The organism is Streptomyces sp. NPDC058198 (assembly GCF_042882605.1).
Taxonomy (GTDB): Bacteria; Actinomycetota; Actinomycetes; order Streptomycetales; family Streptomycetaceae; genus Streptomyces.
Genome location: NZ_JBHVVP010000008.1, coordinates 225,383 through 250,224, shown reverse-complemented (window position 1 = coordinate 250,224; position 24,842 = coordinate 225,383). Strand labels below are relative to the sequence as shown.

At 66.8% G+C, this 24,842-nt stretch carries 18 protein-coding genes and 1 tRNA gene; 17 read left to right on the top strand and 2 right to left on the bottom strand.

Annotated elements, in window-relative coordinates; all coding sequences use genetic code 11:
* Nucleotides 1–46: 46 nt before the first annotated feature.
* Complete coding sequence (locus ACFVWW_RS25360) at nt 47–1,273, bottom strand: pyridoxal phosphate-dependent aminotransferase (RefSeq protein WP_386879120.1); 1,227 nt, start codon at nt 1,271–1,273, stop codon at nt 47–49.
* A 237-nt stretch (nt 1,274–1,510) separates the two neighbouring features.
* On the opposite strand from ACFVWW_RS25360, the gene ACFVWW_RS25355 reads away from it, so the two are divergent.
* The 17 genes from ACFVWW_RS25355 (at nt 1,511) to ACFVWW_RS25275 (ending at nt 23,755) form a co-directional block, all read left to right on the top strand.
* Nucleotides 1,511–1,583, top strand: a tRNA-Trp gene (locus ACFVWW_RS25355).
* Between the two features lie 108 nt (nt 1,584–1,691).
* Complete coding sequence (gene secE, locus ACFVWW_RS25350) at nt 1,692–1,976, top strand: preprotein translocase subunit SecE (protein WP_384190655.1); 285 nt, start codon at nt 1,692–1,694, stop codon at nt 1,974–1,976.
* A 72-nt stretch (nt 1,977–2,048) separates the two neighbouring features.
* The gene (gene nusG, locus ACFVWW_RS25345; RefSeq protein ID WP_384190653.1) at nt 2,049–2,972 is read left to right on the top strand and encodes a transcription termination/antitermination protein NusG; all 924 of its coding nucleotides are present in this window, start codon (nt 2,049–2,051) and stop codon (nt 2,970–2,972) included.
* A 176-nt stretch (nt 2,973–3,148) separates the two neighbouring features.
* Entirely contained in the window at nt 3,149–3,583 is a 435-nt protein-coding gene (gene rplK, locus ACFVWW_RS25340) for a 50S ribosomal protein L11 (RefSeq protein ID WP_329067335.1), read from the top strand.
* Nucleotides 3,584–3,665: 82 nt separating this feature from the next.
* Entirely contained in the window at nt 3,666–4,388 is a 723-nt protein-coding gene (rplA, locus tag ACFVWW_RS25335) for a 50S ribosomal protein L1 (protein WP_384190649.1), read from the top strand.
* A 141-nt stretch (nt 4,389–4,529) separates the two neighbouring features.
* On the top strand, nt 4,530–5,474 hold the full coding sequence (locus ACFVWW_RS25330) for a hypothetical protein (protein WP_384190646.1): 945 nt from the start codon (nt 4,530–4,532) through the stop codon (nt 5,472–5,474).
* 290 nt (nt 5,475–5,764) lie between these two features.
* The gene (rplJ, locus tag ACFVWW_RS25325) at nt 5,765–6,325 is read left to right on the top strand and encodes a 50S ribosomal protein L10 (protein ID WP_384190643.1); all 561 of its coding nucleotides are present in this window, start codon (nt 5,765–5,767) and stop codon (nt 6,323–6,325) included.
* Nucleotides 6,326–6,435: 110 nt separating this feature from the next.
* Nucleotides 6,436–6,822 (top strand): 50S ribosomal protein L7/L12, encoded by a 387-nt coding sequence (gene rplL, locus ACFVWW_RS25320; RefSeq protein WP_384190641.1) that lies wholly within the window; start codon nt 6,436–6,438, stop codon nt 6,820–6,822.
* A gap of 588 nt (nt 6,823–7,410) precedes the next feature.
* A complete protein-coding gene (rpoB, locus tag ACFVWW_RS25315; protein WP_384190638.1) occupies nt 7,411–10,893 on the top strand; it encodes a DNA-directed RNA polymerase subunit beta in 3,483 nt (1,160 codons plus the stop codon).
* A 125-nt stretch (nt 10,894–11,018) separates the two neighbouring features.
* Nucleotides 11,019–14,933 (top strand): DNA-directed RNA polymerase subunit beta', encoded by a 3,915-nt coding sequence (locus ACFVWW_RS25310; protein WP_384190635.1) that lies wholly within the window; start codon nt 11,019–11,021, stop codon nt 14,931–14,933.
* 348 nt (nt 14,934–15,281) lie between these two features.
* Nucleotides 15,282–15,653: a 30S ribosomal protein S12 gene (rpsL, locus tag ACFVWW_RS25305; protein WP_003948652.1), complete on the top strand. Its 372-nt coding sequence runs from the start codon at nt 15,282–15,284 to the stop codon at nt 15,651–15,653.
* A 2-nt stretch (nt 15,654–15,655) separates the two neighbouring features.
* Nucleotides 15,656–16,126, top strand: a complete 471-nt coding sequence (rpsG, locus tag ACFVWW_RS25300) for a 30S ribosomal protein S7 (protein ID WP_030351427.1) — start codon at nt 15,656–15,658, stop codon at nt 16,124–16,126.
* Between the two features lie 38 nt (nt 16,127–16,164).
* Nucleotides 16,165–18,291 carry an elongation factor G gene (gene fusA / locus ACFVWW_RS25295; RefSeq protein ID WP_384190632.1) on the top strand — a complete coding sequence of 709 codons (2,127 nt, stop codon included), beginning with the start codon at nt 16,165–16,167 and terminating at the stop codon, nt 18,289–18,291.
* Nucleotides 18,292–18,442: 151 nt separating this feature from the next.
* Complete coding sequence (gene tuf, locus ACFVWW_RS25290) at nt 18,443–19,636, top strand: elongation factor Tu (RefSeq protein WP_384190629.1); 1,194 nt, start codon at nt 18,443–18,445, stop codon at nt 19,634–19,636.
* A 265-nt stretch (nt 19,637–19,901) separates the two neighbouring features.
* The gene (locus tag ACFVWW_RS25285; protein ID WP_386879121.1) at nt 19,902–20,618 is read left to right on the top strand and encodes a hypothetical protein; all 717 of its coding nucleotides are present in this window, start codon (nt 19,902–19,904) and stop codon (nt 20,616–20,618) included.
* A 9-nt stretch (nt 20,619–20,627) separates the two neighbouring features.
* A complete protein-coding gene (locus ACFVWW_RS25280; RefSeq protein WP_384188902.1) occupies nt 20,628–21,155 on the top strand; it encodes a hypothetical protein in 528 nt (175 codons plus the stop codon).
* Between the two features lie 218 nt (nt 21,156–21,373).
* The gene (locus tag ACFVWW_RS25275; protein WP_386879122.1) at nt 21,374–23,755 is read left to right on the top strand and encodes a GH92 family glycosyl hydrolase; all 2,382 of its coding nucleotides are present in this window, start codon (nt 21,374–21,376) and stop codon (nt 23,753–23,755) included.
* Between the two features lie 95 nt (nt 23,756–23,850).
* Here the strand turns inward: ACFVWW_RS25275 and ACFVWW_RS25270 are convergent, their stop codons facing one another.
* The gene (locus ACFVWW_RS25270) at nt 23,851–24,819 is read right to left on the bottom strand and encodes an alpha/beta hydrolase (RefSeq protein ID WP_386879123.1); all 969 of its coding nucleotides are present in this window, start codon (nt 24,817–24,819) and stop codon (nt 23,851–23,853) included.
* Nucleotides 24,820–24,842: the final 23 nt, after the last annotated feature.

The window sequence follows — 24,842 nt, the reverse complement described above, 5'->3', positions numbered from 1 at the left end:
CCCCCGGCGGTGGCCGGGAGCCCGTTTTCACGCTGAGAGCCGAACGTCAGTCCCGGGCCTCCGCGAGCAGCTTCTGGATCCGGGCGATGCCCTCGGCCAGGTCCTCGTCGCCGAGCGCGTACGACAGCCGCAGATAGCCGGGCGTCCCGAATGCCTCGCCGGGGACGACCGCGACCTCGGACTCTTCCAGGATCAGCGCGGCCAGTTCCACGGAGGACTGCGGGCGCTTGCCGCGGATCTCCTTGCCGAGCAGGCTCTTCACCGAGGGGTACACGTAGAAGGCACCCTCCGGCTCCGGGCACACGACGCCCTCGATCTCGTTCAGCATCCGCACGATGGTCTGGCGGCGGCGGTCGAACGCGGACCGCATCTCGGCGACGGCCGTCAGATCACCGGAGACCGCGGCGATGGCGGCGGCCTGGGCGACATTGGAGACATTGGACGTGGCGTGCGACTGGAGGTTGGTCGCGGCCTTCACGACATCCTTGGGGCCGATGACCCAGCCCACCCGCCAGCCGGTCATCGCATAGGTCTTCGCCACACCGTTGACGACGATGCACTTGTCGCGCAGCTCCGGTACGACGGCCGGCAGCGAGGTGAACGTGGCGTCGCCGTAGACGAGGTGCTCGTAGATCTCGTCCGTCATCACCCACAGCCCGTGCTCGACGGCCCAGCGGCCGATGGCCTCGGTGTCGGCCGCGCTGTAGACGGCGCCCGTCGGGTTGGACGGCGAGACGAAGAGCACGACCTTCGTACGGTCGGTGCGGGCCGCCTCCAACTGCTCGACGGAGACCCGGTAGCCGGTGGTCTCGTCGGCCACGACCTCCACCGGGACACCGCCGGCCAGCCGGATCGACTCGGGGTACGTGGTCCAGTAGGGAGCCGGGACGATGACCTCGTCGCCCGGGTCGAGGATGGCCGCGAACGACTCGTAGATCGCCTGCTTGCCACCGTTGGTCACCAGGACCTGCGAGGGCTCGATCTCGTAACCGGAGTCACGCAGCGTCTTCGTGACGATGGCGGCCTTCAGCTCGGGGAGTCCGCCGGCCGGCGTGTAGCGGTGGTACTTCGGGTTGCGGCAGGCCTCGACAGCGGCTTCGACGATGTAGTCGGGCGTCGGGAAGTCGGGCTCGCCGGCGCCGAAGCCGATCACCGGACGCCCGGCGGCCTTCAGGGCCTTGGCCTTGGCATCCACAGCGAGGGTCGCGGACTCGGAGATCGCGCCGATGCGGGCGGAGACCCGGCGCTCGGTGGGAGGGATTGCAGCGCTCATGAGGCCCATGGTCCCAGACCCGAAACCTCCCCGGCACACAGGTTTCGCTCTGCGGACACACGAGGATTCGCTCCGCGGACACGAGACGAACACGAGAAGAGGAGGGCGGAGGCGAGCAAGCTGTTCGACGCAGGGGCCGCGACCACGTACACTCACTCGTCGTTGGCCCTCAGCAGCCAGGTCCGTACCGCGCACTCCGTGCACCCGGTCGGATGCGGTAGGTTGGGGAAAACGCAAAGGGTCGTAGCTCAATTGGTAGAGCACTGGTCTCCAAAACCAGCGGTTGGGGGTTCAAGTCCCTCCGGCCCTGCTACACACACCTTCGCCAGGGTGTGTGCGCATGTACGTACATTCAATGCATCGCCGTGCGGCTCCCCCGGGCGCGGCACGGCCACGACCGGGAATCAGGTGAGAGAGCGTGACGGACGCCGTGGGCTCCATCGACAAGCCTGATGCCGACGACGAGTCCGCCGAGTCGAAGAGGCCCCGTAAGGGCGGCAAGCGTGGCAAGAAGGGCCCCCTGGGCCGTCTCGCACTCTTCTACCGTCAGATCGTCGCCGAGCTGCGCAAGGTCGTCTGGCCGACTCGCAATCAGCTGACCACGTACACCACAGTGGTGATTGTCTTCGTCGTCATCATGATCGGTCTGGTGACCGTGATTGACTATGGCTTCCAGCAAGCAATCAAGTACGTCTTCGGCTGATCCCGCGAAGGGCGCCCGGCGCGGCGCCCCTTTCGCGTGTTCCACCCATTGAGCCAGGAAGAAGCAGCCACCGTGTCTGACCCGAAACTGAACGACGCCAGCGAGTCGGTGGAGTCCGTAGCGGACGAAACCGACATCGTCGAGGCGGCGGACGCTGTCGAGCCAGACCAGGCCGAAGCCGCTGACGTCGCCGCGGGCGAGCCGGCCGAAGAGGCCGCCGTCCACGTCGAGGACGAAGAGTCCGAGACGGACGAGGCTGACGAGGACACGGACGACGACGCTGAGGGTTCCGAGGACTCCGACGACGAGTCCGCAGAGGACTCCGCGGACGAAGCCGAGGACTCCGAGGACGAGGCCGCCGTGGTGGCCGATGTTCCGGCCGACCCGGTCGCCGCCCTCCGGGACGAGCTGCGCGGTCTGCCCGGCGAGTGGTACGTGATCCATACCTACGCGGGCTACGAGAAGCGCGTGAAGGCGAACCTGGAGCAGCGCGCCGTCTCGCTGAACGTCGAGGACTTCATCTATCAGGCCGAAGTCCCCGAGGAAGAGATCGTCCAGATCAAGAACGGCGAGCGTAAGAACGTCCGCCAGAACAAGCTCCCGGGTTACGTCCTGGTGCGCATGGATCTGACGAACGAGTCCTGGGGCGTCGTCCGCAACACCCCTGGCGTCACCGGCTTCGTGGGCAACGCCTACGACCCGTACCCGCTGACCCTGGACGAGATCGTCAAGATGCTCGCTCCGGAGGCCGAGGAGAAGGCCGCCCGCGAGGCCGCGGAGGCCGAGGGCAAGCCGATGCCGTCCCGCAAGGTCGAGGTCCAGGTGCTGGACTTCGAGGTCGGCGACTCGGTCACCGTCACGGACGGCCCGTTCGCCACGCTCCAGGCGACCATCAACGAGATCAACGCCGACTCGAAGAAGGTCAAGGGCCTGGTCGAGATCTTCGGCCGCGAGACCCCGGTCGAGCTGAGCTTCGACCAGATCCAGAAGAACTGAGCGCGTCAGCGCCCTTCTGGAACAGCAGCTTCCGACCAGGTCAGACAGGCTCCCACAGCTGTCTGACCTGTCGGTTTTTGGCCGTACGGCTATACCCGTTATCGTTGTGCGGTATGCCTCCATCCGGATGACCGGACGGCGGGCTGAAAACTCTCACTAGGACCCGGAGAGAGCACATGCCTCCCAAGAAGAAGAAGATCACGGGGCTTATCAAGCTCCAGATCAAGGCCGGCGCGGCCAACCCGGCTCCGCCGGTCGGCCCCGCGCTCGGTCAGCACGGCGTCAACATCATGGAGTTCTGCAAGGCCTACAACGCCGCGACCGAGTCGCAGCGTGGCATGGTCGTGCCGGTGGAGATCACGGTCTACGAGGACCGCTCCTTCACCTTCATCACCAAGACTCCGCCCGCCGCCAAGCTGATCCTCAAGGCTGCTGGTGTGGACAAGGGCTCCGGCGAGCCGCACGTCAAGAAGGTCGCGAAGCTGACGCGCGACCAGGTGCGTGAGATCGCCACGACCAAGATGCCCGACCTGAACGCCAACGACCTCGACGCCGCCGAGAAGATCATCGCCGGTACCGCCCGTTCCATGGGCGTCACGGTCGAGGGCTGATCCCAGCTCGAGCAGTCCCAGTGGCAGGGCCATGCGCGGCCCGGACCACGAACTCCACACCTGAGAAACACCAGGAGAAGAAGTGAAGCGCAGTAAGGCTCTCCGCAACGCGGACGCCAAGATCAGCCGGGAGCGCAGCTACGCCCCGCTCGAGGCCGTTCGTCTTGCCAAGGACACCACCAGCACCAAGTTCGACGGCACCGTCGAGGTGGCCATGCGTCTGGGCGTCGACCCGCGCAAGGCCGACCAGATGGTCCGTGGCACCGTGAACCTCCCGCACGGCACCGGCAAGACCGCCCGGGTCCTGGTCTTCGCGACCGGTGACCGCGCCGAGGCCGCGCGTGCCGCGGGCGCCGACATCGTCGGCGCCGACGAGCTCATCGACGAGGTTTCGAAGGGCCGTCTGGACTTCGACGCCGTCGTCGCCACCCCGGACCTCATGGGCAAGGTCGGCCGCCTCGGCCGCGTCCTCGGCCCGCGTGGTCTGATGCCGAACCCGAAGACCGGCACGGTCACCCCTGATGTCACCAAGGCTGTCAACGACATCAAGGGCGGCAAGATCGAGTTCCGCGTCGACAAGCACTCGAACCTGCACTTCATCATCGGCAAGATCTCCTTCGACGAGACGAAGCTGGTCGAGAACTACGCCGCGGCGCTGGAGGAGATCCTCCGTCTGAAGCCGTCCGCCGCGAAGGGCCGCTACATCAAGAAGGCGACCCTGGCCACGACGATGGGCCCCGGCATCCCGCTGGACGCCAACCGCACCCGCAACCTCCTCGTCGAGGAGGACCCGGCCGCCGTCTGACACTGACGGCAGTCGCGGGTCACGCGTACGAAAGCCGGTCCCCGCACCTCTCCGGAGGTGCGGGGACCGGCTTTTTCCGTGGGGACTGTCAGAGCCGTGCGTTACCGTGCGGGGGAGTTGATTCACGATCAAGGGGTGGGAATGAGCATGTCCGTATGGAGGCGCGGGGGCGTCGCGCTGACCGCCGTGGCCGTCATAGCCGGTGTCGCGGGCTGTCAGAGCGACGGTGGCACGAAGGACGGGGCCAAGGACGGGGCCCCGGCGAAGACCGCGTCCCGGCCCGGGGCCACGGAGGTCATCACCGCGGCCTACAAGAAGACGGCGGCGGCGAAGTCCGCCAAGGTCCGGATGACGATGTCGATGCCGGTCTCGGCGGGCGCCGGCGGCGACATGGAGATGTCCGGCGTCATGGGCTGGGATCCCACGGTGATGGATATGACCGTGTCCGGATCGGCGATGGGCGACGAGCCCGGCGCACCGGACAAGATCCGCATGGTGTGGCTCGACAACGCCATGTACATGGACATGGGCGGCAGCCCGACCGTCGTCAAGGACATGGACGGCAAGCGCTGGATGAAGCTCGACCTCGCCGCCGCGGCCGAGGCGTCCGGAGAGAAGGCGGCGAGCAAAGCGCTGACCGGCGGCCTGGAGAACATGAACCAGGACCCGGCCCAGCAGCTCGCCCTGCTGCTCGACTCGCCGAACCTGAAGCACCTCGGCACCGAGAAGGTCGACGGCGTCCAGGCCGAGCACTACAAGGGCACGCTCACGGTCGACGAGATGATGAAGTCCAACGCCTCGCTCGATGTCCTCAGCGACAAGGAGCGCAAGGACCTCCTCGACACGATGAAGAAGTCGGGTATGAAGGCCTACGAGACCGAGGTCTGGGTCAACGAGGACGACTACCCGGTGAAGATGGACGTCGCCATGGACACCGCCGAGGGCGCGATCAAGATCACCGCGAACTACTCCGACTACGGAGCGAAGTCCCAGGTCCAGGCCCCGCCGGCCGATGAAACGGTCGATCTCTTCAAGATGCTGAGCGAGCTGGGCGCGGGTTCAGGAAGCTCCGGCAGCGGGAGCTGATCTCCGCCCCGCCGCTCTCGTCCCGCCGGTCTCCGGCGCCGGATTTGCCTGCCGGAGACCGGTTGACGTAGTCTTCCCCAGAAGCCAAAGACCGCTGGTCGTTGCCGTGTGCTCGTAAGAGGGTGCGGTGGCCGAAGGATCCGCTAGCTGCGGACGACCTGCGCAGGTGACTGTGGACAGCTCCCGGATTCCATTCGGTCGAGCTACGCCCCGTGCGCCTGCGCCGGGGCGTTTCGTTTTGCCCAGCCCCTTCTGAGCGGTCCTCATCACCCGGAAGGAGGCCGACGCTCATGGCAAGGCCCGACAAGGCTGCCGCGGTAGCCGAGCTGACGGACAAGTTCCGCAGCTCGAACGCCGCCGTGCTGACCGAGTACCGGGGTCTCACCGTGGCGCAGCTCAAGGAGCTGCGCCGTTCTCTCGGTGAGAACGCCCAGTACGCCGTGGTGAAGAACACGCTGACCAAGATTGCGGCCAACGAGGCCGGGATCAACACGCTGGACGACCTGTTCGCAGGTCCGACAGCGGTTGCCTTCGTCACCGGTGACCCGGTGGTGTCGGCGAAGGGTCTTCGTGACTTCGCCAAGGACAACCCCAATCTCATCATCAAGGGCGGTGTCCTTGACGGTAAGGCGCTGAGCGCCGATGAGATCAAGAAGCTTGCGGACCTCGAGTCCCGCGAGGTTCTGCTCTCCAAGCTGGCCGGTGCCATGAAGGGCAAGCAGTCTCAGGCTGCCGCGCTCTTCCAGGCGCTTCCGTCGAAGTTCGTCCGCACCGCGGAAGCGCTTCGTGCCAAGAAGGAAGAGCAGGACGGTGCCGGTACGCCGGCTCCCGTCGAGGCCGACTCCGAGTAATCACGCTCGCTCGGTCGAAGCGGGCCGGTCTACGCAGTAATGCCGTTAGGCGCACGCCCGCGGAACTCTGTACATACGGCACCAGCCGAATTAGTGGAAGGACCGCCATCATGGCGAAGCTCAGCCAGGACGACCTGCTCGCGCAGTTCGAAGAGATGACCCTCATCGAGCTCTCCGAGTTCGTGAAGGCCTTCGAGGAGAAGTTCGACGTCACCGCCGCGGCCCCCGTTGCCGCCGCTGTCGCCGGTGGTGGCGCCGGTGCCGTCGCCGAGGCCGTCGAGGAGCAGGACGAGTTCGACGTCATCCTCACGGGTGCCGGCGAGAAGAAGATCCAGGTCATCAAGGTCGTGCGTGAGCTGACCTCCCTGGGCCTCAAGGAGGCCAAGGACCTCGTGGACGGCGCCCCGAAGCCCGTTCTCGAGAAGGTCGCCAAGGAGCAGGCCGAGAAGGCCGCCGAGTCCCTCAAGGGCGCCGGCGCCTCCGTCGAGGTCAAGTGACCTTGCGCGAGTCCGCCACCGCGCGCCGCTAGGCGTACGGAGGCAGTCTCGGCGCCGCGAGGCGCAGCGTTGACACGAAGGGCGATCACCCAGTCGGGTGGTCGCCCTTCCGCGCTCCCGTGGGGGGTGCCTTGATCTTCGGCTCCCGGCGAGTATCGTGATCATCGCCGTGCCTTCCGTACGCCCAGTGACGATCCGTAAGACGCCCCCGAGGGCTGGGGGCCTTGACGAACCGCACGGAGCGCGCAATTCTCAGGACGCGTCGTCACAATCGATCCGTATCCGAGGCATGGATCGACGGCGAAGAGGGCAGTATCGATGTGCGCCTACTGGCGCGAGGCTTGCCGCAGTTGAGACAAAGGTGTTGAGACCAACGAGGGTGTCGGAAAACCGGCTCTGGACATCAGTGTGCCAAGTGGCTACACTGACCCTTTGCGCTGCCTGTTAGCTGCTCCCTGCCCGTCACCAGGGGCACCCCCTCGCATGAGCATCGGTGATTGAACGGCCCTGAACTGGGCTTTCCCTCTCCGTGCCCCGCTTGGGACCGGTACGCGCGTAGTGAGTCCGAGCCCTCGGAAGGACCCCCTCTTGGCCGCCTCGCGCAACGCCTCGACCGCGAATACGAACAACGGCGCCAGCACCGCCCCGCTGCGCATCTCCTTTGCAAAGATCAAGGAGCCCCTCGAGGTTCCGAACCTCCTGGCGCTGCAGACCGAGAGCTTTGACTGGCTGCTCGGCAACGCCGCTTGGAAGGCTCGTGTCGAGGCGGCTCTCGAGAACGGACAGGACGTCCCCAGGAAGTCCGGTCTGGAAGAGATCTTCGAGGAGATCTCGCCGATCGAGGACTTCTCCGGGTCGATGTCGCTGACCTTCCGCGACCACCGCTTCGAGCCCTCCAAGAACTCGATCGACGAGTGCAAGGAGCGCGACTTCACGTTCGCCGCCCCGCTCTTCGTCACCGCCGAGTTCACCAACAACGAGACCGGCGAGATCAAGTCCCAGACGGTCTTCATGGGCGATTTCCCGCTCATGACCAACAAGGGCACCTTCGTCATCAACGGCACCGAGCGTGTCGTGGTGTCCCAGCTGGTCCGCTCGCCGGGTGTCTACTTCGACTCCTCCATCGACAAGACGTCCGACAAGGACATCTTCTCCGCCAAGATCATCCCCTCCCGGGGTGCCTGGCTGGAGATGGAGATCGACAAGCGCGACATGGTCGGTGTCCGTATCGACCGCAAGCGCAAGCAGTCCGTGACCGTCCTTCTCAAGGCTCTCGGCTGGACGACCGAGCAGATCCTGGAGGAGTTCGGCGAGTACGAGTCCATGCGCGCCACCCTGGAGAAGGACCACACCCAGGGCCAGGACGACGCGCTGCTCGACATCTACCGCAAGCTGCGTCCGGGCGAGCCCCCGACGCGCGAGGCCGCTCAGACGCTGCTCGAGAACCTCTACTTCAACCCGAAGCGCTACGACCTCGCCAAGGTCGGCCGCTACAAGGTGAACAAGAAGCTCGGCGCGGACGAGCCGCTGGACGCCGGCGTGCTTACCACCGACGATGTCATCGCGACCATCAAGTACCTGGTCAAGCTGCACGCCGGTGAGACCGAGACGGTCGGCGAGAGCGGCACCCAGATCGTCGTCGAGACCGACGACATCGACCACTTCGGCAACCGTCGTCTGCGTAACGTCGGCGAGCTCATCCAGAACCAGGTCCGTACGGGTCTGGCGAGGATGGAGCGCGTCGTGCGTGAGCGCATGACGACCCAGGACGTCGAGGCGATCACGCCGCAGACCCTGATCAACATCCGGCCGGTCGTCGCCTCCATCAAGGAGTTCTTCGGCACCAGCCAGCTGTCCCAGTTCATGGACCAGAACAACCCGCTGTCGGGTCTGACCCACAAGCGCCGTCTGTCGGCGCTGGGCCCGGGTGGTCTGTCCCGTGAGCGGGCCGGCTTCGAAGTCCGTGACGTGCACCCGTCGCACTACGGCCGCATGTGCCCGATCGAGACCCCTGAAGGCCCGAACATCGGTCTGATCGGCTCGCTCGCCTCGTACGGCCGGGTCAACGCGTTCGGTTTCGTCGAGACTCCGTACCGCAAGGTCACCGACGGCCAGGTCACCGACGAGGTCGACTACCTGACCGCCGACGAGGAGGACAGGTTCGTCATCGCTCAGGCGAACGCGACGCTCTCCGACGAGCTGCGCTTCACCGAGCCCCGCGTCCTGGTCCGCCGCCGTGGCGGGGAGGTCGACTACGTGCCCGGCACGGACGTCGACTACATGGATGTCTCGCCGCGCCAGATGGTGTCGGTCGCGACCGCCATGATCCCGTTCCTGGAGCACGACGACGCCAACCGTGCCCTCATGGGCGCGAACATGATGCGTCAGGCCGTGCCCCTGATCACGTCCGAGGCGCCGCTGGTCGGCACCGGCATGGAGTACCGCTGCGCGGTCGACGCCGGTGACGTCATCAAGGCGGAGAAGGAAGGTGTGGTCCAGGAGGTATCCGCGGACTACATCACCGTCGCCAACGACGACGGCACGTACACCACGTACCGCATCGCCAAGTTCTCCCGCTCGAACCAGGGCACCTCGGTCAACCAGAAGGTTGTCGTGAACGAGGGCGACCGGGTCGTCGAGAACCAGGTTCTCGCCGACGGTCCGGCCACCCAGCAGGGCGAGATGGCGCTCGGCAAGAACCTCCTCGTGGCGTTCATGCCGTGGGAGGGCCACAACTACGAAGACGCGATCATCCTCAGCCAGCGGCTGGTGCAGGACGACGTCCTCTCCTCGATCCACATCGAGGAGCACGAGGTCGACGCCCGTGACACCAAGCTCGGCCCCGAGGAGATCACCCGGGACATCCCGAACGTCTCCGAGGAGGTCCTCGCGGACCTCGACGAGCGCGGCATCATCCGTATCGGTGCCGAGGTCGTCGCCGGAGACATCCTGGTCGGCAAGGTCACGCCCAAGGGTGAGACCGAGCTGACCCCGGAGGAGCGACTGCTCCGCGCGATCTTCGGTGAGAAGGCCCGTGAGGTCCGTGACACCTCGCTGAAGGTGCCGCACGGCGAGACCGGCAAGGTCATCGGTGTGCGTGTCTTCGACCGCGAGGAGGGCGACGAGCTGCCGCCGGGCGTGAACCAGCTGGTTCGCGTGTACGTCGCGCAGAAGCGCAAGATCACCGACGGTGACAAGCTCGCCGGCCGGCACGGCAACAAGGGCGTCATCTCGAAGATCCTGCCGATCGAGGACATGCCGTTCCTGGAGGACGGCACCCCGGTCGACATCATCCTCAACCCGCTGGGTGTCCCGTCCCGAATGAACCCGGGACAGGTCCTCGAGATCCACCTCGGCTGGCTCGCCAGCCAGGGCTGGAAGGTCGAGGGCAGCGAGGAGTGGATGGAGCGGCTGAAGTCCATCGGCGCCGACGAGGTCGCCCCCGGCACCAACGTCGCCACCCCGGTCTTCGACGGCGCCCGCGAGGACGAGATCTCCGGTCTCTTCGAGTCGACGATCCCGAACCGCGACGGCAACCGGATGGTCCTCCCGTCCGGCAAGGCCCACATGTTCGACGGCCGCTCCGGTGAGCCGTTCCCGGACCCGATCTCGGTCGGGTACATGTACATCCTCAAGCTCCACCACCTGGTCGACGACAAGCTGCATGCCCGCTCGACCGGCCCGTACTCGATGATCACCCAGCAGCCGCTGGGTGGTAAGGCCCAGTTCGGCGGTCAGCGCTTCGGTGAGATGGAGGTGTGGGCGCTGGAGGCTTATGGCGCCGCGTACGCCCTCCAGGAGCTGCTGACGATCAAGTCCGACGACGTGACCGGCCGCGTGAAGGTCTACGAGGCCATCGTCAAGGGCGAGAACATCCCCGAGCCCGGCATTCCCGAGTCCTTCAAGGTGCTCATCAAGGAAATGCAGTCGCTCTGCCTCAACGTGGAGGTGCTGTCCTCGGACGGCATGTCCATCGAGATGCGCGACACGGACGAGGATGTCTTCCGCGCGGCGGAGGAGCTCGGAATCGACCTGTCCCGGCGAGAGCCGAGCAGCGTCGAAGAGGTCTGACGGGTTCGCCGGCCGGATCCCGTATCCGGCCGGCTCTCCCCGGACCCGTTCAGACCATTGCTGAAGTGCCCCATTTTCTCGCTGACGCGAGGGGCTCGAACCCCCGAAAGAGGGATTGACGACAAGTGCTCGACGTCAACTTCTTCGACGAGCTGCGGATCGGCCTTGCCACCGCGGACGACATCCGGACCTGGTCGCACGGCGAAGTGAAGAAGCCGGAGACCATCAACTACCGCACGCTCAAGCCCGAAAAGGACGGACTCTTCTGCGAGAAGATCTTCGGTCCGACCCGGGACTGGGAGTGCTACTGCGGCAAGTACAAGCGTGTCCGCTTCAAGGGCATCATCTGTGAGCGCTGTGGCGTGGAAGTCACGCGCGCCAAGGTGCGCCGTGAGCGGATGGGCCACATCGAGCTCGCCGCTCCCGTCACTCACATCTGGTACTTCAAGGGCGTTCCTTCGCGCCTCGGATACCTGCTCGACCTCGCGCCGAAGGACCTTGAGAAGGTCATCTACTTCGCCGCGTACATGATCACGTTCGTGGACGAGGAGCGCCGTACGCGCGACCTGCCCTCGCTGGAGGCGCATGTCTCCGTCGAGCGTCAGCAGGTCGAGAACCGTCGCGACTCCGACCTCGAGGCCCGCGCCAAGAAGCTCGAGACCGACCTGGCCGAGCTGGAGGCCGAGGGCGCCAAGGCCGACGTGCGCCGCAAGGTGCGCGAAGGCGCCGAGCGCGAGATGAAGCAGCTGCGCGACCGTGCGCAGCGCGAGATCGACCGTCTCGACGAGGTGTGGAACCGCTTCAAGAACCTCAAGGTCCAGGACCTGGAGGGCGACGAGCTGCTCTACCGCGAGCTGCGTGACCGCTTCGGCACGTACTTCGACGGTTCGATGGGTGCCGCGGCGCTGCAGAAGCGCCTGGAGTCCTTCGACCTGAACGAGGAGGCCGAGCGCCTCCGCGAGATCATCCGTACCGGCAAGGGCCAGAAGAAGACCCGTGCGCTCAAGCGCCTCAAGGTCGTCTCCGCGTTCCTGCAGACCAGCAACAGCCCCAAGGGCATGGTGCTGGACTGCGTACCGGTGATCCCGCCGGACCTGCGTCCGATGGTGCAGCTGGACGGTGGCCGCTTCGCGACCTCCGACCTGAACGACCTGTACCGCCGTGTGATCAACCGCAACAACCGCCTCAAGCGTCTCCTTGACCTCGGTGCCCCCGAGATCATCGTGAACAACGAGAAGCGGATGCTGCAGGAGGCCGTCGACGCGCTGTTCGACAACGGCCGCCGCGGTCGCCCGGTGACCGGTCCCGGTAACCGCCCGCTGAAGTCCCTGAGCGACATGCTCAAGGGCAAGCAGGGCCGTTTCCGTCAGAACCTGCTCGGCAAGCGAGTCGACTACTCGGCCCGTTCCGTGATCGTCGTCGGCCCGCAGCTCAAGCTGCACCAGTGCGGTCTGCCGAAGGCCATGGCGCTGGAGCTCTTCAAGCCGTTCGTGATGAAGCGCCTGGTGGACCTGAACCACGCGCAGAACATCAAGTCGGCGAAGCGCATGGTCGAGCGCGGCCGCACGGTCGTGTACGACGTGCTCGAAGAGGTCATCGCCGAGCACCCGGTGCTGCTGAACCGTGCGCCGACCCTGCACCGCCTCGGCATCCAGGCCTTCGAGCCGCAGCTGGTCGAGGGCAAGGCCATCCAGATCCACCCGCTCGTCTGCACCGCGTTCAACGCGGACTTCGACGGTGACCAGATGGCCGTCCACCTGCCGCTCTCCGCGGAGGCGCAGGCCGAGGCACGCATCCTGATGCTGTCCTCGAACAACATCCTCAAGCCGGCCGACGGCCGTCCGGTCACCATGCCGACCCAGGACATGGTGCTCGGTCTCTTCTTCCTCACCACGGACGAGGAAGAGCGCAAGGTCATCGGCGAGGGCCGGTTCTTCGGCTCCACGGCCGAGGCGACCATGGCGTTCGACAACCGCGAGCTCTCGCTGCAGGCGAAGGTCGACATCCGCTTCCCGGTGGGCACCATCCCGCCGCGCGGCTGGACCCCGCCGGCCCGCGACGAGTCCGACACGGACGGCACCGCGGTCGAGTGGCAGCAGGGCGACCCGTTCCGGCTGCGTACGACGCTGGGCCGCGCGCTCTTCAACGAGCTGCTGCCCGAGGACTACCCGTTCGTCGACTACTCGGTGGGCAAGAAGCAGCTCTCCGAGATCGTCAACGATCTGGCCGAGCGCTACCCCAAGGTCATCGTGGCGGCGACGCTCGACAACCTGAAGGCGGCCGGCTTCTTCTGGGCGACCCGCTCCGGTGTCACCGTGGCCATCTCCGACATCGTCGTGCCCGACGCGAAGAAGGCGATCGTCCAGGGTTACGAGGCACAGGACGAGAAGGTCCAGAAGCAGTACGAGCGCGGTCTGATCACCAAGGAAGAGCGCACGCAGGAGCTCATCGCGATCTGGACCAAGGCGACCAACGAGGTCGCCGAGGCGATGAACGCGAACTTCCCGAAGACCAACCCCGTCTCCATGATGGTCAACTCGGGTGCCCGCGGAAACATGATGCAGATGCGTCAGATCGCCGGTATGCGTGGTCTGGTGTCGAACGCCAAGAACGAGACGATTCCGCGTCCCATCAAGGCGTCCTTCCGTGAAGGCCTGTCCGTGCTGGAGTACTTCATCTCCACGCACGGTGCCCGTAAGGGTCTGGCCGACACCGCCCTGCGTACCGCCGACTCGGGTTACCTGACCCGTCGTCTGGTGGACGTCTCGCAGGACGTGATCATCCGCGAGGAGGACTGTGGCACCGACCGCGGTCTGAAGCTGCGGATCGCCGAGCGCGGCGCCGACGGTGTACTGCGCAAGGCGGAGGACGTCGAGACGTCCGTGTACGCGCGGATGCTCGCCGAGGACGTCGTCGTCGACGGCAAGGTCATCGCGCCGGCAAATGTCGACCTGGGCGATGTCCTGATCGACGCCGTCGTGGCCGCCGGGGTCGAGGAGGTCAAGACCCGCTCGGTCCTGACCTGCGAGTCCGCGGTCGGCACCTGTGCCTTCTGCTACGGCCGCTCGCTGGCCACCGGCAAGCTGGTCGACATCGGTGAGGCGGTCGGCATCATCGCCGCCCAGTCCATCGGTGAGCCCGGTACCCAGCTGACGATGCGTACCTTCCACACCGGCGGTGTGGCCGGTGACGACATCACCCAGGGTCTGCCCCGTGTCGTCGAGCTCTTCGAGGCTCGTACGCCCAAGGGTGTCGCCCCGATCTCGGAGGCGGCCGGCCGCGTCCGTATCGAGGAGACGGAGAAGACCAAGAAGCTCGTCGTCACCCCGGACGACGGCAGCGAGGAGACGCCGTTCCCGATCTCCAAGCGTGCCCGTCTGCTCGTGGGCGAGGGCGACCGCGTCGAGGTGGGCCAGAAGCTCACCGTGGGTGCCACCAACCCGCACGACGTGCTGCGGATCCTCGGTCAGCGCGCGGTCCAGGTCCACCTGGTCGGCGAAGTCCAGAAGGTCTACAACTCGCAGGGTGTGTCGATCCACGACAAGCACATCGAGATCATCATCCGGCAGATGCTGCGCCGTGTGACGATCATCGAGTCCGGCGACGCGGAGCTGCTGCCGGGCGAGCTCGTGGAGCGCTCGAAGTTCGAGACCGAGAACCGTCGTGTGGTCACGGAAGGCGGCCACCCGGCCTCCGGCCGTCCGCAGCTGATGGGTATCACCAAGGCCTCGCTGGCCACCGAGTCGTGGCTGTCGGCGGCGTCCTTCCAGGAGACGACCAGGGTCCTCACCGACGCGGCGATCAACGCCAAGTCGGACTCCCTGATCGGCCTCAAGGAGAACGTCATCATCGGTAAGCTCATCCCGGCCGGTACGGGCCTGTCCCGCTACCGCAACATCCGGGTCGAGCCGACCGAGGAAGCCAAGGCCGCGATGTACTCGGCCGTCGGCTACGACGACATCGACTACTCGCCGTTCGGCACCGGCTCCGGCCAGGCCGTCCCGCTGGAGGACTACGACTACGGTCCGTACAACCAGTAAGAGGCGTGAGCGGACCGAAGGGCGGCCATCCAGTGCGGTGGCCGCCCTTCGGGGCTTCCAGGCGGCGCCTGGGCGCTTCGCGGACATGATCGCGGACGCCCGGCGTGTTGGGGCCGAGGCATTTGTTTTGACCGGAGTCGATGAGGTAGGTACGCTCAGACCTTGTGCCTGGGGTGTGCCTGGGCTCCTGTGCGTGTCTGCAACCGCACGCGAGCTTGAGTACGGGCCACCGTGATCTGCGCCTTCTTCGCTTCCGGCGGGGTCATGCAGCATTCGACACACCCGACCGCGTGGGTCGGAGGTGTTCCAGGTTAGTTTCACTAACGGCACACAGAAACCGGAGAAGTAGTGCCTACGATCCAGCAGCTGGTCCGGAAGGGCCGGCAGGACAAGGTCGAGAAGAACAAGACGCCCGCGCTCGAGGGTTCCCCTCAGCGCCGCGGCGTCTGCACGCGTGTCTTCACGACCACCCCGAAGAAGCCGAACTCGGCGCTCCGTAAGGTCGCGCGTGTGCGTCTGACCTCCGGCATCGAGGTCACGGCCTACATTCCGGGTGAGGGACACAACCTGCAGGAGCACTCGATCGTGCTCGTGCGTGGTGGCCGTGTGAAGGACCTGCCGGGTGTTCGTTACAAGATCATCCGCGGCTCCCTTGACACCCAGGGTGTCAAGAACCGCAAGCAGGCCCGCAGCCGCTACGGCGCCAAGAAGGAGAAGTAAGAATGCCTCGTAAGGGCCCCGCCCCGAAGCGCCCGGTCATCATCGACCCGGTCTACGGTTCTCCTCTTGTCACCTCGCTGATCAACAAGCTTCTGCTCAACGGCAAGCGTTCCACCGCCGAGCGGATCGTGTACGGCGCCATGGAAGGCCTCCGCGAGAAGACCGGCAACGACCCGGTCATCACGCTGAAGCGCGCGCTTGAGAACGTCAAGCCCACGCTTGAGGTCAAGTCCCGCCGTGTCGGTGGCGCCACCTACCAGGTGCCGATCGAGGTCAAGCCCGGTCGCGCCGCCACCCTCGCCCTGCGCTGGGTCGTGGGTTACTCCCGCGCCCGTCGCGAGAAGACGATGACCGAACGCCTCATGAACGAGCTGCTCGACGCCTCCAACGGTCTCGGCGCCTCGGTCAAGAAGCGTGAGGACACGCACAAGATGGCCGAGTCCAACAAGGCCTTCGCGCACTACCGCTGGTAGTCGCTACCCACATCGAGACCGAGAGAAGATTGAGCCTTATGGCCACCACTTCGCTTGACCTGGCCAAGGTCCGCAACATCGGGATCATGGCCCACATCGACGCGGGCAAGACGACGACCACCGAGCGCATCCTGTTCTACACCGGTGTGAGCTACAAGATCGGTGAGGTCCACGACGGCGCAGCCACGATGGACTGGATGGAGCAGGAGCAGGAGCGCGGCATCACGATCACGTCCGCCGCGACGACCTGTCACTGGCCGCTCGAGGACGTCGACCACACCATCAACATCATCGACACCCCGGGTCACGTGGACTTCACGGTCGAGGTGGAGCGTTCGCTCCGCGTCCTCGACGGTGCCGTCACCGTGTTCGACGGTGTCGCCGGTGTGGAGCCGCAGTCCGAGACCGTATGGCGGCAGGCCGACCGTTACGGCGTGCCCCGCATCTGCTTCGTCAACAAGCTCGACCGGACCGGCGCGGAGTTCCACCGCTGCGTCGACATGATCTCGGACCGCCTCGGTGCGGTTCCGATCGTCATGCAGCTTCCGATCGGTGCCGAGATGGACTTCAAGGGCGTCGTCGACCTCGTGACGATGAAGGCCTTTGTCTGGTCCGCCGAGGCGGCCAAGGGCGAGATGTACGACGTTGTCGACATCCCGGCCACGCACGTCGAGGCGGCCGAGGAGTGGCGCGGCAAGCTGCTCGAGGTCGTCTCCGAGAACGATGACGAGCTGATGGAGCTGTACCTGGAGGGCGTCGAGCCCACCGTGGAGCAGCTGTACGCGGCGATCCGCCGTATCACCATCGCGTCGGGCAAGTCCGACGGCGTCACCGTCACCCCGGTGTTCTGCGGTACCGCGTTCAAGAACAAGGGCGTACAGCCCCTGCTCGACGCGGTCGTGCGTTACCTGCCGTCTCCCCTGGACGTCGAGGGCATCAACGGCCACGACGTGAAGGACCCGGAGAAGGTCATCACGCGCAAGCCGTCCTTCGACGAGCCGCTGTCGGCGCTGGCGTTCAAGATCATGAGCGACCCGCACCTCGGCAAGCTCACCTTCGTCCGGGTGTACTCCGGCCGTCTGGAGTCCGGCACCGCGGTGCTGAACTCCGTGAAGGGCCGCAAGGAGCGCATCGGCAAGATCTACCGCATGCACGCGAACAAGCGTGAGGAGATCGAGGCGGTGGGCGCCGGCGACATCGTCGCCGTGATGGGCCTGAAGCAGACCACCACCGGTGAGACGCTGTGCGACGAGAAGAACCCGGTGATCCTGGAGTCCATGGACTTCCCGGCGCCGGTCATCGAGGTCGCGATCGAGCCCAAGTCCAAGGGTGACCAGGAGAAGCTGGGTGTTGCCATCCAGCGTCTCGCGGAGGAGGACCCCTCCTTCCAGGTGCACACCAACGAGGAGACCGGCCAGACCGTCATCGGCGGTATGGGCGAGCTTCACCTCGAGGTGCTGGTCGACCGCATGAGGCGTGAGTTCCGCGTCGAGGCGAACGTCGGCAAGCCGCAGGTCGCTTACCGTGAGACGATTCGTAAGACCGTCGAGCGGGTGGACTACGTCCACAAGAAGCAGACCGGTGGCACCGGGCAGTTCGCCAAGGTGCAGATCATGATCGAGCCCATCGAGGGCGGCGACGCCTCGTACGAGTTCGTGAACAAGGTCACCGGTGGCCGTATCCCGAAGGAGTACATCCCTTCGGTCGACGCCGGTGCGCAGGAAGCCATGCAGTTCGGCATCCTGGCCGGTTACGAGATGACCGGCGTGCGCATCACGCTTCTCGACGGCGGTTACCACGAGGTCGACTCCTCCGAGCTCGCGTTCAAGATCGCCGGTTCGCAGGCGTTCAAGGAAGGCGCCCGCAGGGCGTCTCCCGTGCTCCTCGAGCCGATGATGGCCGTTGAGGTCACCACGCCCGAGGACTACATGGGCGACGTCATCGGTGACATCAACTCCCGCCGTGGCCAGATCCAGGCCATGGAGGAGCGGGCCGGCGCCCGGGTCGTCAAGGGCCTGGTGCCGCTTTCGGAGATGTTCGGCTACGTCGGGGACCTCCGAAGCAAGACCTCGGGTCGCGCAAGCTACTCGATGCAGTTCGACTCCTACGCCGAGGTTCCCCGGAACGTCGCCGAGGAGATCATCGCGAAGGCCAAGGGCGAGTAACTCTTCCGAGTCCACGCTTTAGGCTTGTCACCGGCAAGCCCTGGGGCATTCCCGCCGTATCGCGGCGGGAGTGCCCCGGGCCCCGGCATCCCAGCAAAGATCACCTGGCGCCGATGAGTAAGGCGTACAGAACCACTCCAGGAGGACCCCAGTGGCGAAGGCGAAGTTCGAGCGGACTAAGCCGCACGTCAACATCGGCACCATCGGTCACATCGACCACGGTAAGACGACCCTCACGGCCGCCATTACCAAGGTGCTGCATGACGCGTACCCGGACCTGAACGAGGCCTCGGCCTTCGACCAGATCGACAAGGCTCCTGAGGAGCGCCAGCGCGGTATCACCATCTCCATCGCGCACGTCGAGTACCAGACGGAGTCGCGTCACTACGCGCACGTCGACTGCCCCGGTCACGCGGACTACATCAAGAACATGATCACGGGTGCGGCGCAGATGGACGGCGCCATCCTCGTGGTCGCGGCCACCGACGGCCCGATGCCGCAGACCAAGGAGCACGTGCTCCTGGCCCGCCAGGTCGGCGTGCCGTACATCGTTGTCGCGCTGAACAAGGCCGACATGGTGGACGACGAGGAGATCCTTGAGCTCGTCGAGCTCGAGGTTCGTGAGCTGCTCTCCGAGTACGAGTTCCCGGGCGACGACCTGCCGGTAGTCAAGGTCTCGGCGCTCAAGGCGCTCGAGGGCGACGCCGAGTGGGGCAAGACCGTTCTCGACCTGATGAAGGCCGTCGACGAGTCGATCCCGCAGCCCGAGCGTGACGTCGACAAGCCGTTCCTGATGCCGATCGAGGACGTCTTCACGATCACCGGTCGTGGCACCGTCGTCACCGGTCGTATCGAGCGTGGTGTCCTCAAGGTCAACGAGACCGTCGACATCGTCGGTATCAAGACCGAGAAGACCACCACCACGGTCACCGGCATCGAGATGTTCCGCAAGCTGCTCGACGAGGGCCAGGCGGGCGAGAACGTCGGTCTGCTCCTCCGTGGCATCAAGCGCGAGGACGTCGAGCGCGGCCAGGTCATCATCAAGCCGGGTTCGGTCACGCCGCACACCAGCTTCGAGGCCCAGTCGTACATCCTGTCGAAGGACGAGGGTGGCCGTCACACCCCGTTCTTCAACAACTACCGCCCGCAGTTCTACTTCCGTACCACGGACGTGACCGGCGTGGTGACCCTCCCCGAGGGCACCGAGATGGTCATGCCGGGCGACAACACCGTCATGACGGTCGAGCTGATCCAGCCCGTCGCCATGGAGGAGGGCCTCAAGTTCGCCATCCGTGAGGGTGGCCGGACCGTCGGCGCCGGCCAGGTCACCAAGATCAACAAGTAATTGCTGATCTGATCAGATTCTGATCTGACCTGGTAGCTCCTCGGAGCATCCAGCAGGGGCCCCGCACCCCGTCCGCAAGGACGGTGGTGCGGGGCCCCTGTCGTGTGTTCTCGGGGGTTCATGCGGGTTCGTACGGGTTCATGGCCGAACTGAAGTCCCAACGTTCCGCGAGCGAAAGCCGATTGATACGTAGAGTGTGCGCTGCGTAACGTAGTGTTCCGGCGCGCTCGACCGGTGCGCATGGTTCACGAAGGGGACAGCTCGAATGAACCGCATGCTGATCGCCGGAGCCGCGTTCGCGGCCACGGCCACGCTGGGAGCCCTCGGGGGCCCGGCCACCGCCTCGACTACTGCCTCGTCCACCGCCTCGACCGCCACCGCCTCGTCCACCATCGTCTCGTCCAGTGGCGAGGCCCGGCCGGTGGCAGACCCGGCGTACAAGATCCTCAAGCATCTGGACTACCGGGGCCCCGGACAGGCTTCGCTGCGGCTCGGTTACTACCACGCGTCCACCGACAAGGGCTTCGGCTGGACCAAGGTCAAGAACAAGCACAACATCACGAAGTACTCGGCTGTCGAGTTCATCGCGAAGTCGCCCACGCGCGAGCACATCGGTGGCCAGTCGTACCGCGAGACGGGCTACGCGGGTAAGTACACGTGCAGCAGGGGCGTTTGCAAGCTCGTCAAGCAGTACAAGGTCCTCCTGACGGTCAACGAGAAGAAGCTCCGCGACCAACACGACAAGGGTGTGATCACCCAGTACTGCGTGGGTATCACCCGGTGCCCGAACTGGGTCACCACGGCTCTGTCCAAGGCCAACAGCCGTTCCGTCGCGGCCGCGGGCCCCGAGAGGTACGTGGGCGCCTACCGGCCCTTCGCGCATTCCGTCCGTGCCGCGGATGTGAAGGCAGCCGTCAGCGCGAAGCCCGCCGCGGTCGCCGGAACCTCCCGCTACGTCGGCGCGTACAGCAAGCTCTCCTGAAGGAGGCTCGTGGCCAGTCCCGACAGTGAGTTCCTCACCCGCGCGTCCGAAGCCGCTTTCGAGCTCGGCGCGGACGGCTACCGCGTGTCCGTGATCACGGTCCTCTCCCGCCGGATCGCCTTCATCGACACCGGCACCGACACCACCCCCGGCCCGCCTCTCTACGCGCAGGGCGAGCCGCTCGTACCGGGACGCGAGGGCCGGCGCGTGTACGACTGGCAGCCCGCCACCGAGGCACCCTCCTGGATGCTCATGGCCTGGCTGCTGGAGGACCTGGCCACCTGGATCGACCCGCTGGCCGACGAACACGTCACCCTCACCGGCGTCGAGTCACCGCTCCCGCACTGGTGCGACGTACTGGTCCGCGCCGACGACACCGCCTACCGGGTACGCATCGCACTGGCCGACCGGGACGAGCTCCTGGACTTCCCCGGCATGTATCTGCGCGACCTCTTCGCCGAAGGCCGCCAGCACCAGTACCTGACACCCGGGCCGGACCAGGAAACACCGGTGGTGGACCTGCGCGGCGTGCTCTGACGGTGCGGAACGGGGCGCTGACGAGGGCCGGTTCACGCAACCTTCACCGACTGTGCTCCTCGGTGCGTGGCAGGGAAGGGACGAACACTCCTAGGGTCGCAGCGATCTCAACGAGCGCATCGGCACAGGAGAGGGCGTGGTTCGCGATGGAAGCGGTCCGGAAGAGGGCGAGACTCGGGAGCCGATCGGCGCTGACGGGCGGGGGAGTCGCGGTCGCCATGGCCGGGCTGGTCGCCTCGCTCGTCGGCGCCCCGGCGGCAGGCGCGGCGCCGGCCGCCGCCGAGGTGCGCCATCCCGTTCAGTACGTGGATCCGCTCATCGGCTCCACCAACGGCGGCAACACCTACCCCGGCGCCAATCTGCCGTTCGGCATGATCGCCTGGTCGCCGACCAGCACCGCCGGAGACCAGACCAACACCGCGGCGGCCAACGGCTACTCGTACGACACGACCCGCCTCCGCGGGTTCAGCCTCACGCACGTCAACGGCGCGGGCTGCCACCCCGGGGCCGCGGGTGATGTGCCGATCATGCCGTTCGTGGGGGAGGTCGACTCGTCCCCCTCCGCCGACACCAAGGACGAGAAGTACGCCGCGAACTTCTCGCACGACAACGAGAAGGCCGAGCCCGGCCGTTACCGCCTCGGCCTCGACTCGGGCGCGGCCACCGACCTCGCGGTCAGCGAGCGCGCGGGCGTCGCCGACTTCACCTTCCCCGAGGACAAGCCGGCCAGCCTTCTCTTCCGGGTCTCCAACTCCCTCAACGGCAGCGAGAACGCGCACGTCGAGATCGACGAGGCGAAGCGCGAGGTGACCGGCTGGGTGGAGACCGGCGCGTTCTGCGGGCGCCGCGCCAACGGCGGCGAGAACAACCGTAAGAGCTACTACCGCCTCTACTTCACCGCCGCGTTCGACCGCGCCTTCTCCGGCGTCGGCACCTGGCAGAACGACCGCCTCTCCGCCGGCTCCACCACGGCCGACGGAGGCGAGGGGTACGCCACCGGAGCGGACCGGGCCGGCCGCGGCTCCGGCGGATACGTGACCTTCGATACGAAGCGTGACAACGATGTCCGGATGCGGGTCGGTATCTCGTACGTCTCCCTCGCGGGGGCCGAGGCCAACCTCCGTGAGGAGATAGCGCCCCGGGCGAGCGTGGCGGACGTCGCGTCGGCCGGCCGGGCGGCCTGGGACGAGCAGCTGCGCGACGTCGGGATCAGCGGCGGCAGCGAGGCGCAGCGCACCACGTTCTACACCGCCCTCTACCACTCGCTCCAGCAGCCCAACCTGATCAGCGACACGGACGGCCGCTACCTCGGTATGGACGGGCGGCTCCAGCGCGTCGGGCGCGGGCAGGGGGCGCAGTACAGCAACTTCTCCGGCTGGGACCAGTACAGGGCCCAGGTGCAACTGCTCGCCCTGCTGGAACCACGCGTCGCGGGTGACTTCGCCCAGTCGCTGTTCAACTTCGCCCAGCAGAACGGCGGGGTCTGGGACCGATGGGTGCACATCAGCGGCGCGACCCATGTGATGACGGGCGATCCCACGGCCGCGACGCTGGCGACCTTCTACGCCATGGGGGTACGGAACTTCGACGTCAAGGGCGCGTTCGACTCCCTCTACCGCCAGGCCACCGTCCCGCACCCGGCCGGGCTCTCCGACGCGGGCTGCCCGGGCCAGTGCGAGGGCCAGCGCCCCAACCTGGCCCAGTACCTCGACTCGCGGTACGCCGCGCAGGACGCCTGCCACTGCTGGGGCGGCGCCGCCGAGACCCTGGAGGACTCCGTCGCCGACGCCGCCCTCGCGCGGTGGGCCAAGCTGCTCGGCCGCGACCGGGAGTACGAGGAGCTGAGCGAGCGGGGCGGCTACTGGCGGAATGTGTTCAATCCGCAGGCCACCGCCGGGGCGGGCTACATCCAGGCCAGGAACCTGGACGGCTCCTGGGTCACCCCCTTCGACCCCGCCTCCGACCGCGGCTTCGCCCAGGGCAGCGCGGCGACGTACACCTGGATGGTGCCGCAGGATGTGCAGGGGCTGGCCACGGCGATGGGCGGCCGCGAGACGGCGGCGGCGCGGCTGGACGCTTTCTTCCACAAGCCCGACGGCTCATGGTCGATCCGCGGCGGCGATCCGCTGCGCTACGACCCCACCAACGAGCCGGGCATCCACGCGCCGTGGCTGTACAACGCGCTCGGGCAGCCCTGGAAGACCCAGGAGACCGTCCGTGAGCTGGTCGACACGGTGTACGGGACCGGGCCGGCGGGGCTTCCTGGCAACGACGACCTCGGCACCATGTCGGCGTGGTACGTCTTCGCCGCGCTGGGCATCTATCCGCAGGCTCCCGGCCGCGCCGACCTGCTGCTGACCGGTCCGCTGTTCCCGCGCGCGGTGATCGCCCCGGCGGGGAAGCGGCGCGCGATCACGATCACGGCACCGGCCGCCTCCGACGCGAACCTGTACGTGAACGCGGTCCAGGTCAACGGCGCACGTCGCGACGCCTCATGGCTCGACAGCTCGTTCCTGCACACGGGCGGCTCCCTCTCCTTCAAGCTGGGCGACCACCCGGACTCCGGCTGGGCGACGGCCCCTGCCGGCTTGCCGCGCTAGCACGACCGACGTTCATCGTGCCGCTATGGCCCCGTCGAGTTCCTCGGCGGGGCCAAAGTGCTGTGAAGCGGCCAGGTATTGGCGGCAGGACACTACTAGGCGGCGGAGTTCGGGGGCATGACCCGGGCGAGCCAGTCGGTGCGGGTCCGGCGGGCCGTGGCCGATATGGGCGCCTGCGGGTACAGCGCGTCGAACCCGTGGAAGCCGCCCGCCCAGACATGTAGTTCGGCCTGGCCGCCGGCCGCCCAGACGCGGGTGGCGTAGTCGGCGTCCTCGTCGCGGAAGACTTCGGCGGAGCCGGTGTCGATGTAGGTGGTCGGCAGGCCCGAGAGGTCGTCGGCCAGCGCGGGTGAGACGTACGCGGGTACCTCGTTGTCGGCGAGGTCACCGAGGACACAGCGCCATCCGAACTCGTTCATCTCGCGGGTCCAGACGCCGGGTCCGCCGGAGTACTGGCGGCTGGAGGTGCTGGTGTTGCGGTGGTCGAGCATGGGACAGATCAGCATCTGCGCGGCAATCGCCGGGGTGCCGAGGTCGCGGGCCAGCAGGGTGACGCCGGCGGCGAGGCCGCCGCCCGCGCTGGCGCCCGCCACGACGATCCTGGCGGGATCGATGCCCAGTTCGGCGGCGTGGTCGGCGACCCAGAGCAGTCCTTGGTAACAGTCGTCGACCAGGAGGGTGCCGGTGGCCTCCGGAGCGAGCCGATAGTCCACGGAGACCACGACCGCACCGAACTCGTCGAGCCACTCCAGCGGGATGTCGATCTGCGAGAAGCGGTCGCCCATGACCATCCCGCCGCCGTGCATCCAGTAGACGCAGGGTGCGGCGGTGGTGCGATCGGTGTTCGCGGGGCTGAAGACCGACAGCGGGATCGGCGCACCGTCCTTGGCGGGCACGGTGACCTCCCGCCGGTCGACCTGCCGGTGTGCGAGGAGGGACTCGACGGGTGTCGAGGGGAGCTGGCGCAGTTGCGCGAGTACTTCCGGGCTGAGCTGGGACATGAGGGGCATGTCTGCGAGCAGTTCGCGCAGCTCGGGGTCCAGGTCGGGTCGTGGCGTGGTCATGGTGCTGCCTTTCGTGGGGCGGT

Excerpts from the sequence above, each read along its gene's own strand:
- ACFVWW_RS25360 (WP_386879120.1), bottom strand. The coding sequence starts at position 1,273 with ATGAGCGCTGCAATCCCTCCCACCGAGCGCCGGGTCTCCGCCCGCATC.
- rplK (WP_329067335.1), top strand. The coding sequence starts at position 3,149 with ATGCCTCCCAAGAAGAAGAAGATCACGGGGCTTATCAAGCTCCAGATC.
- ACFVWW_RS25330 (WP_384190646.1), top strand. The coding sequence starts at position 4,530 with ATGAGCATGTCCGTATGGAGGCGCGGGGGCGTCGCGCTGACCGCCGTG.
- rplJ (WP_384190643.1), top strand. The coding sequence starts at position 5,765 with ATGGCAAGGCCCGACAAGGCTGCCGCGGTAGCCGAGCTGACGGACAAG.
- rplL (WP_384190641.1), top strand. The coding sequence starts at position 6,436 with ATGGCGAAGCTCAGCCAGGACGACCTGCTCGCGCAGTTCGAAGAGATG.
- rpsG (WP_030351427.1), top strand. The coding sequence starts at position 15,656 with ATGCCTCGTAAGGGCCCCGCCCCGAAGCGCCCGGTCATCATCGACCCG.
- fusA (WP_384190632.1), top strand. The coding sequence starts at position 16,165 with ATGGCCACCACTTCGCTTGACCTGGCCAAGGTCCGCAACATCGGGATC.
- ACFVWW_RS25285 (WP_386879121.1), top strand. The coding sequence starts at position 19,902 with ATGAACCGCATGCTGATCGCCGGAGCCGCGTTCGCGGCCACGGCCACG.
- ACFVWW_RS25275 (WP_386879122.1), top strand. The coding sequence starts at position 21,374 with ATGGCCGGGCTGGTCGCCTCGCTCGTCGGCGCCCCGGCGGCAGGCGCG.
- ACFVWW_RS25270 (WP_386879123.1), bottom strand. The coding sequence starts at position 24,819 with ATGACCACGCCACGACCCGACCTGGACCCCGAGCTGCGCGAACTGCTC.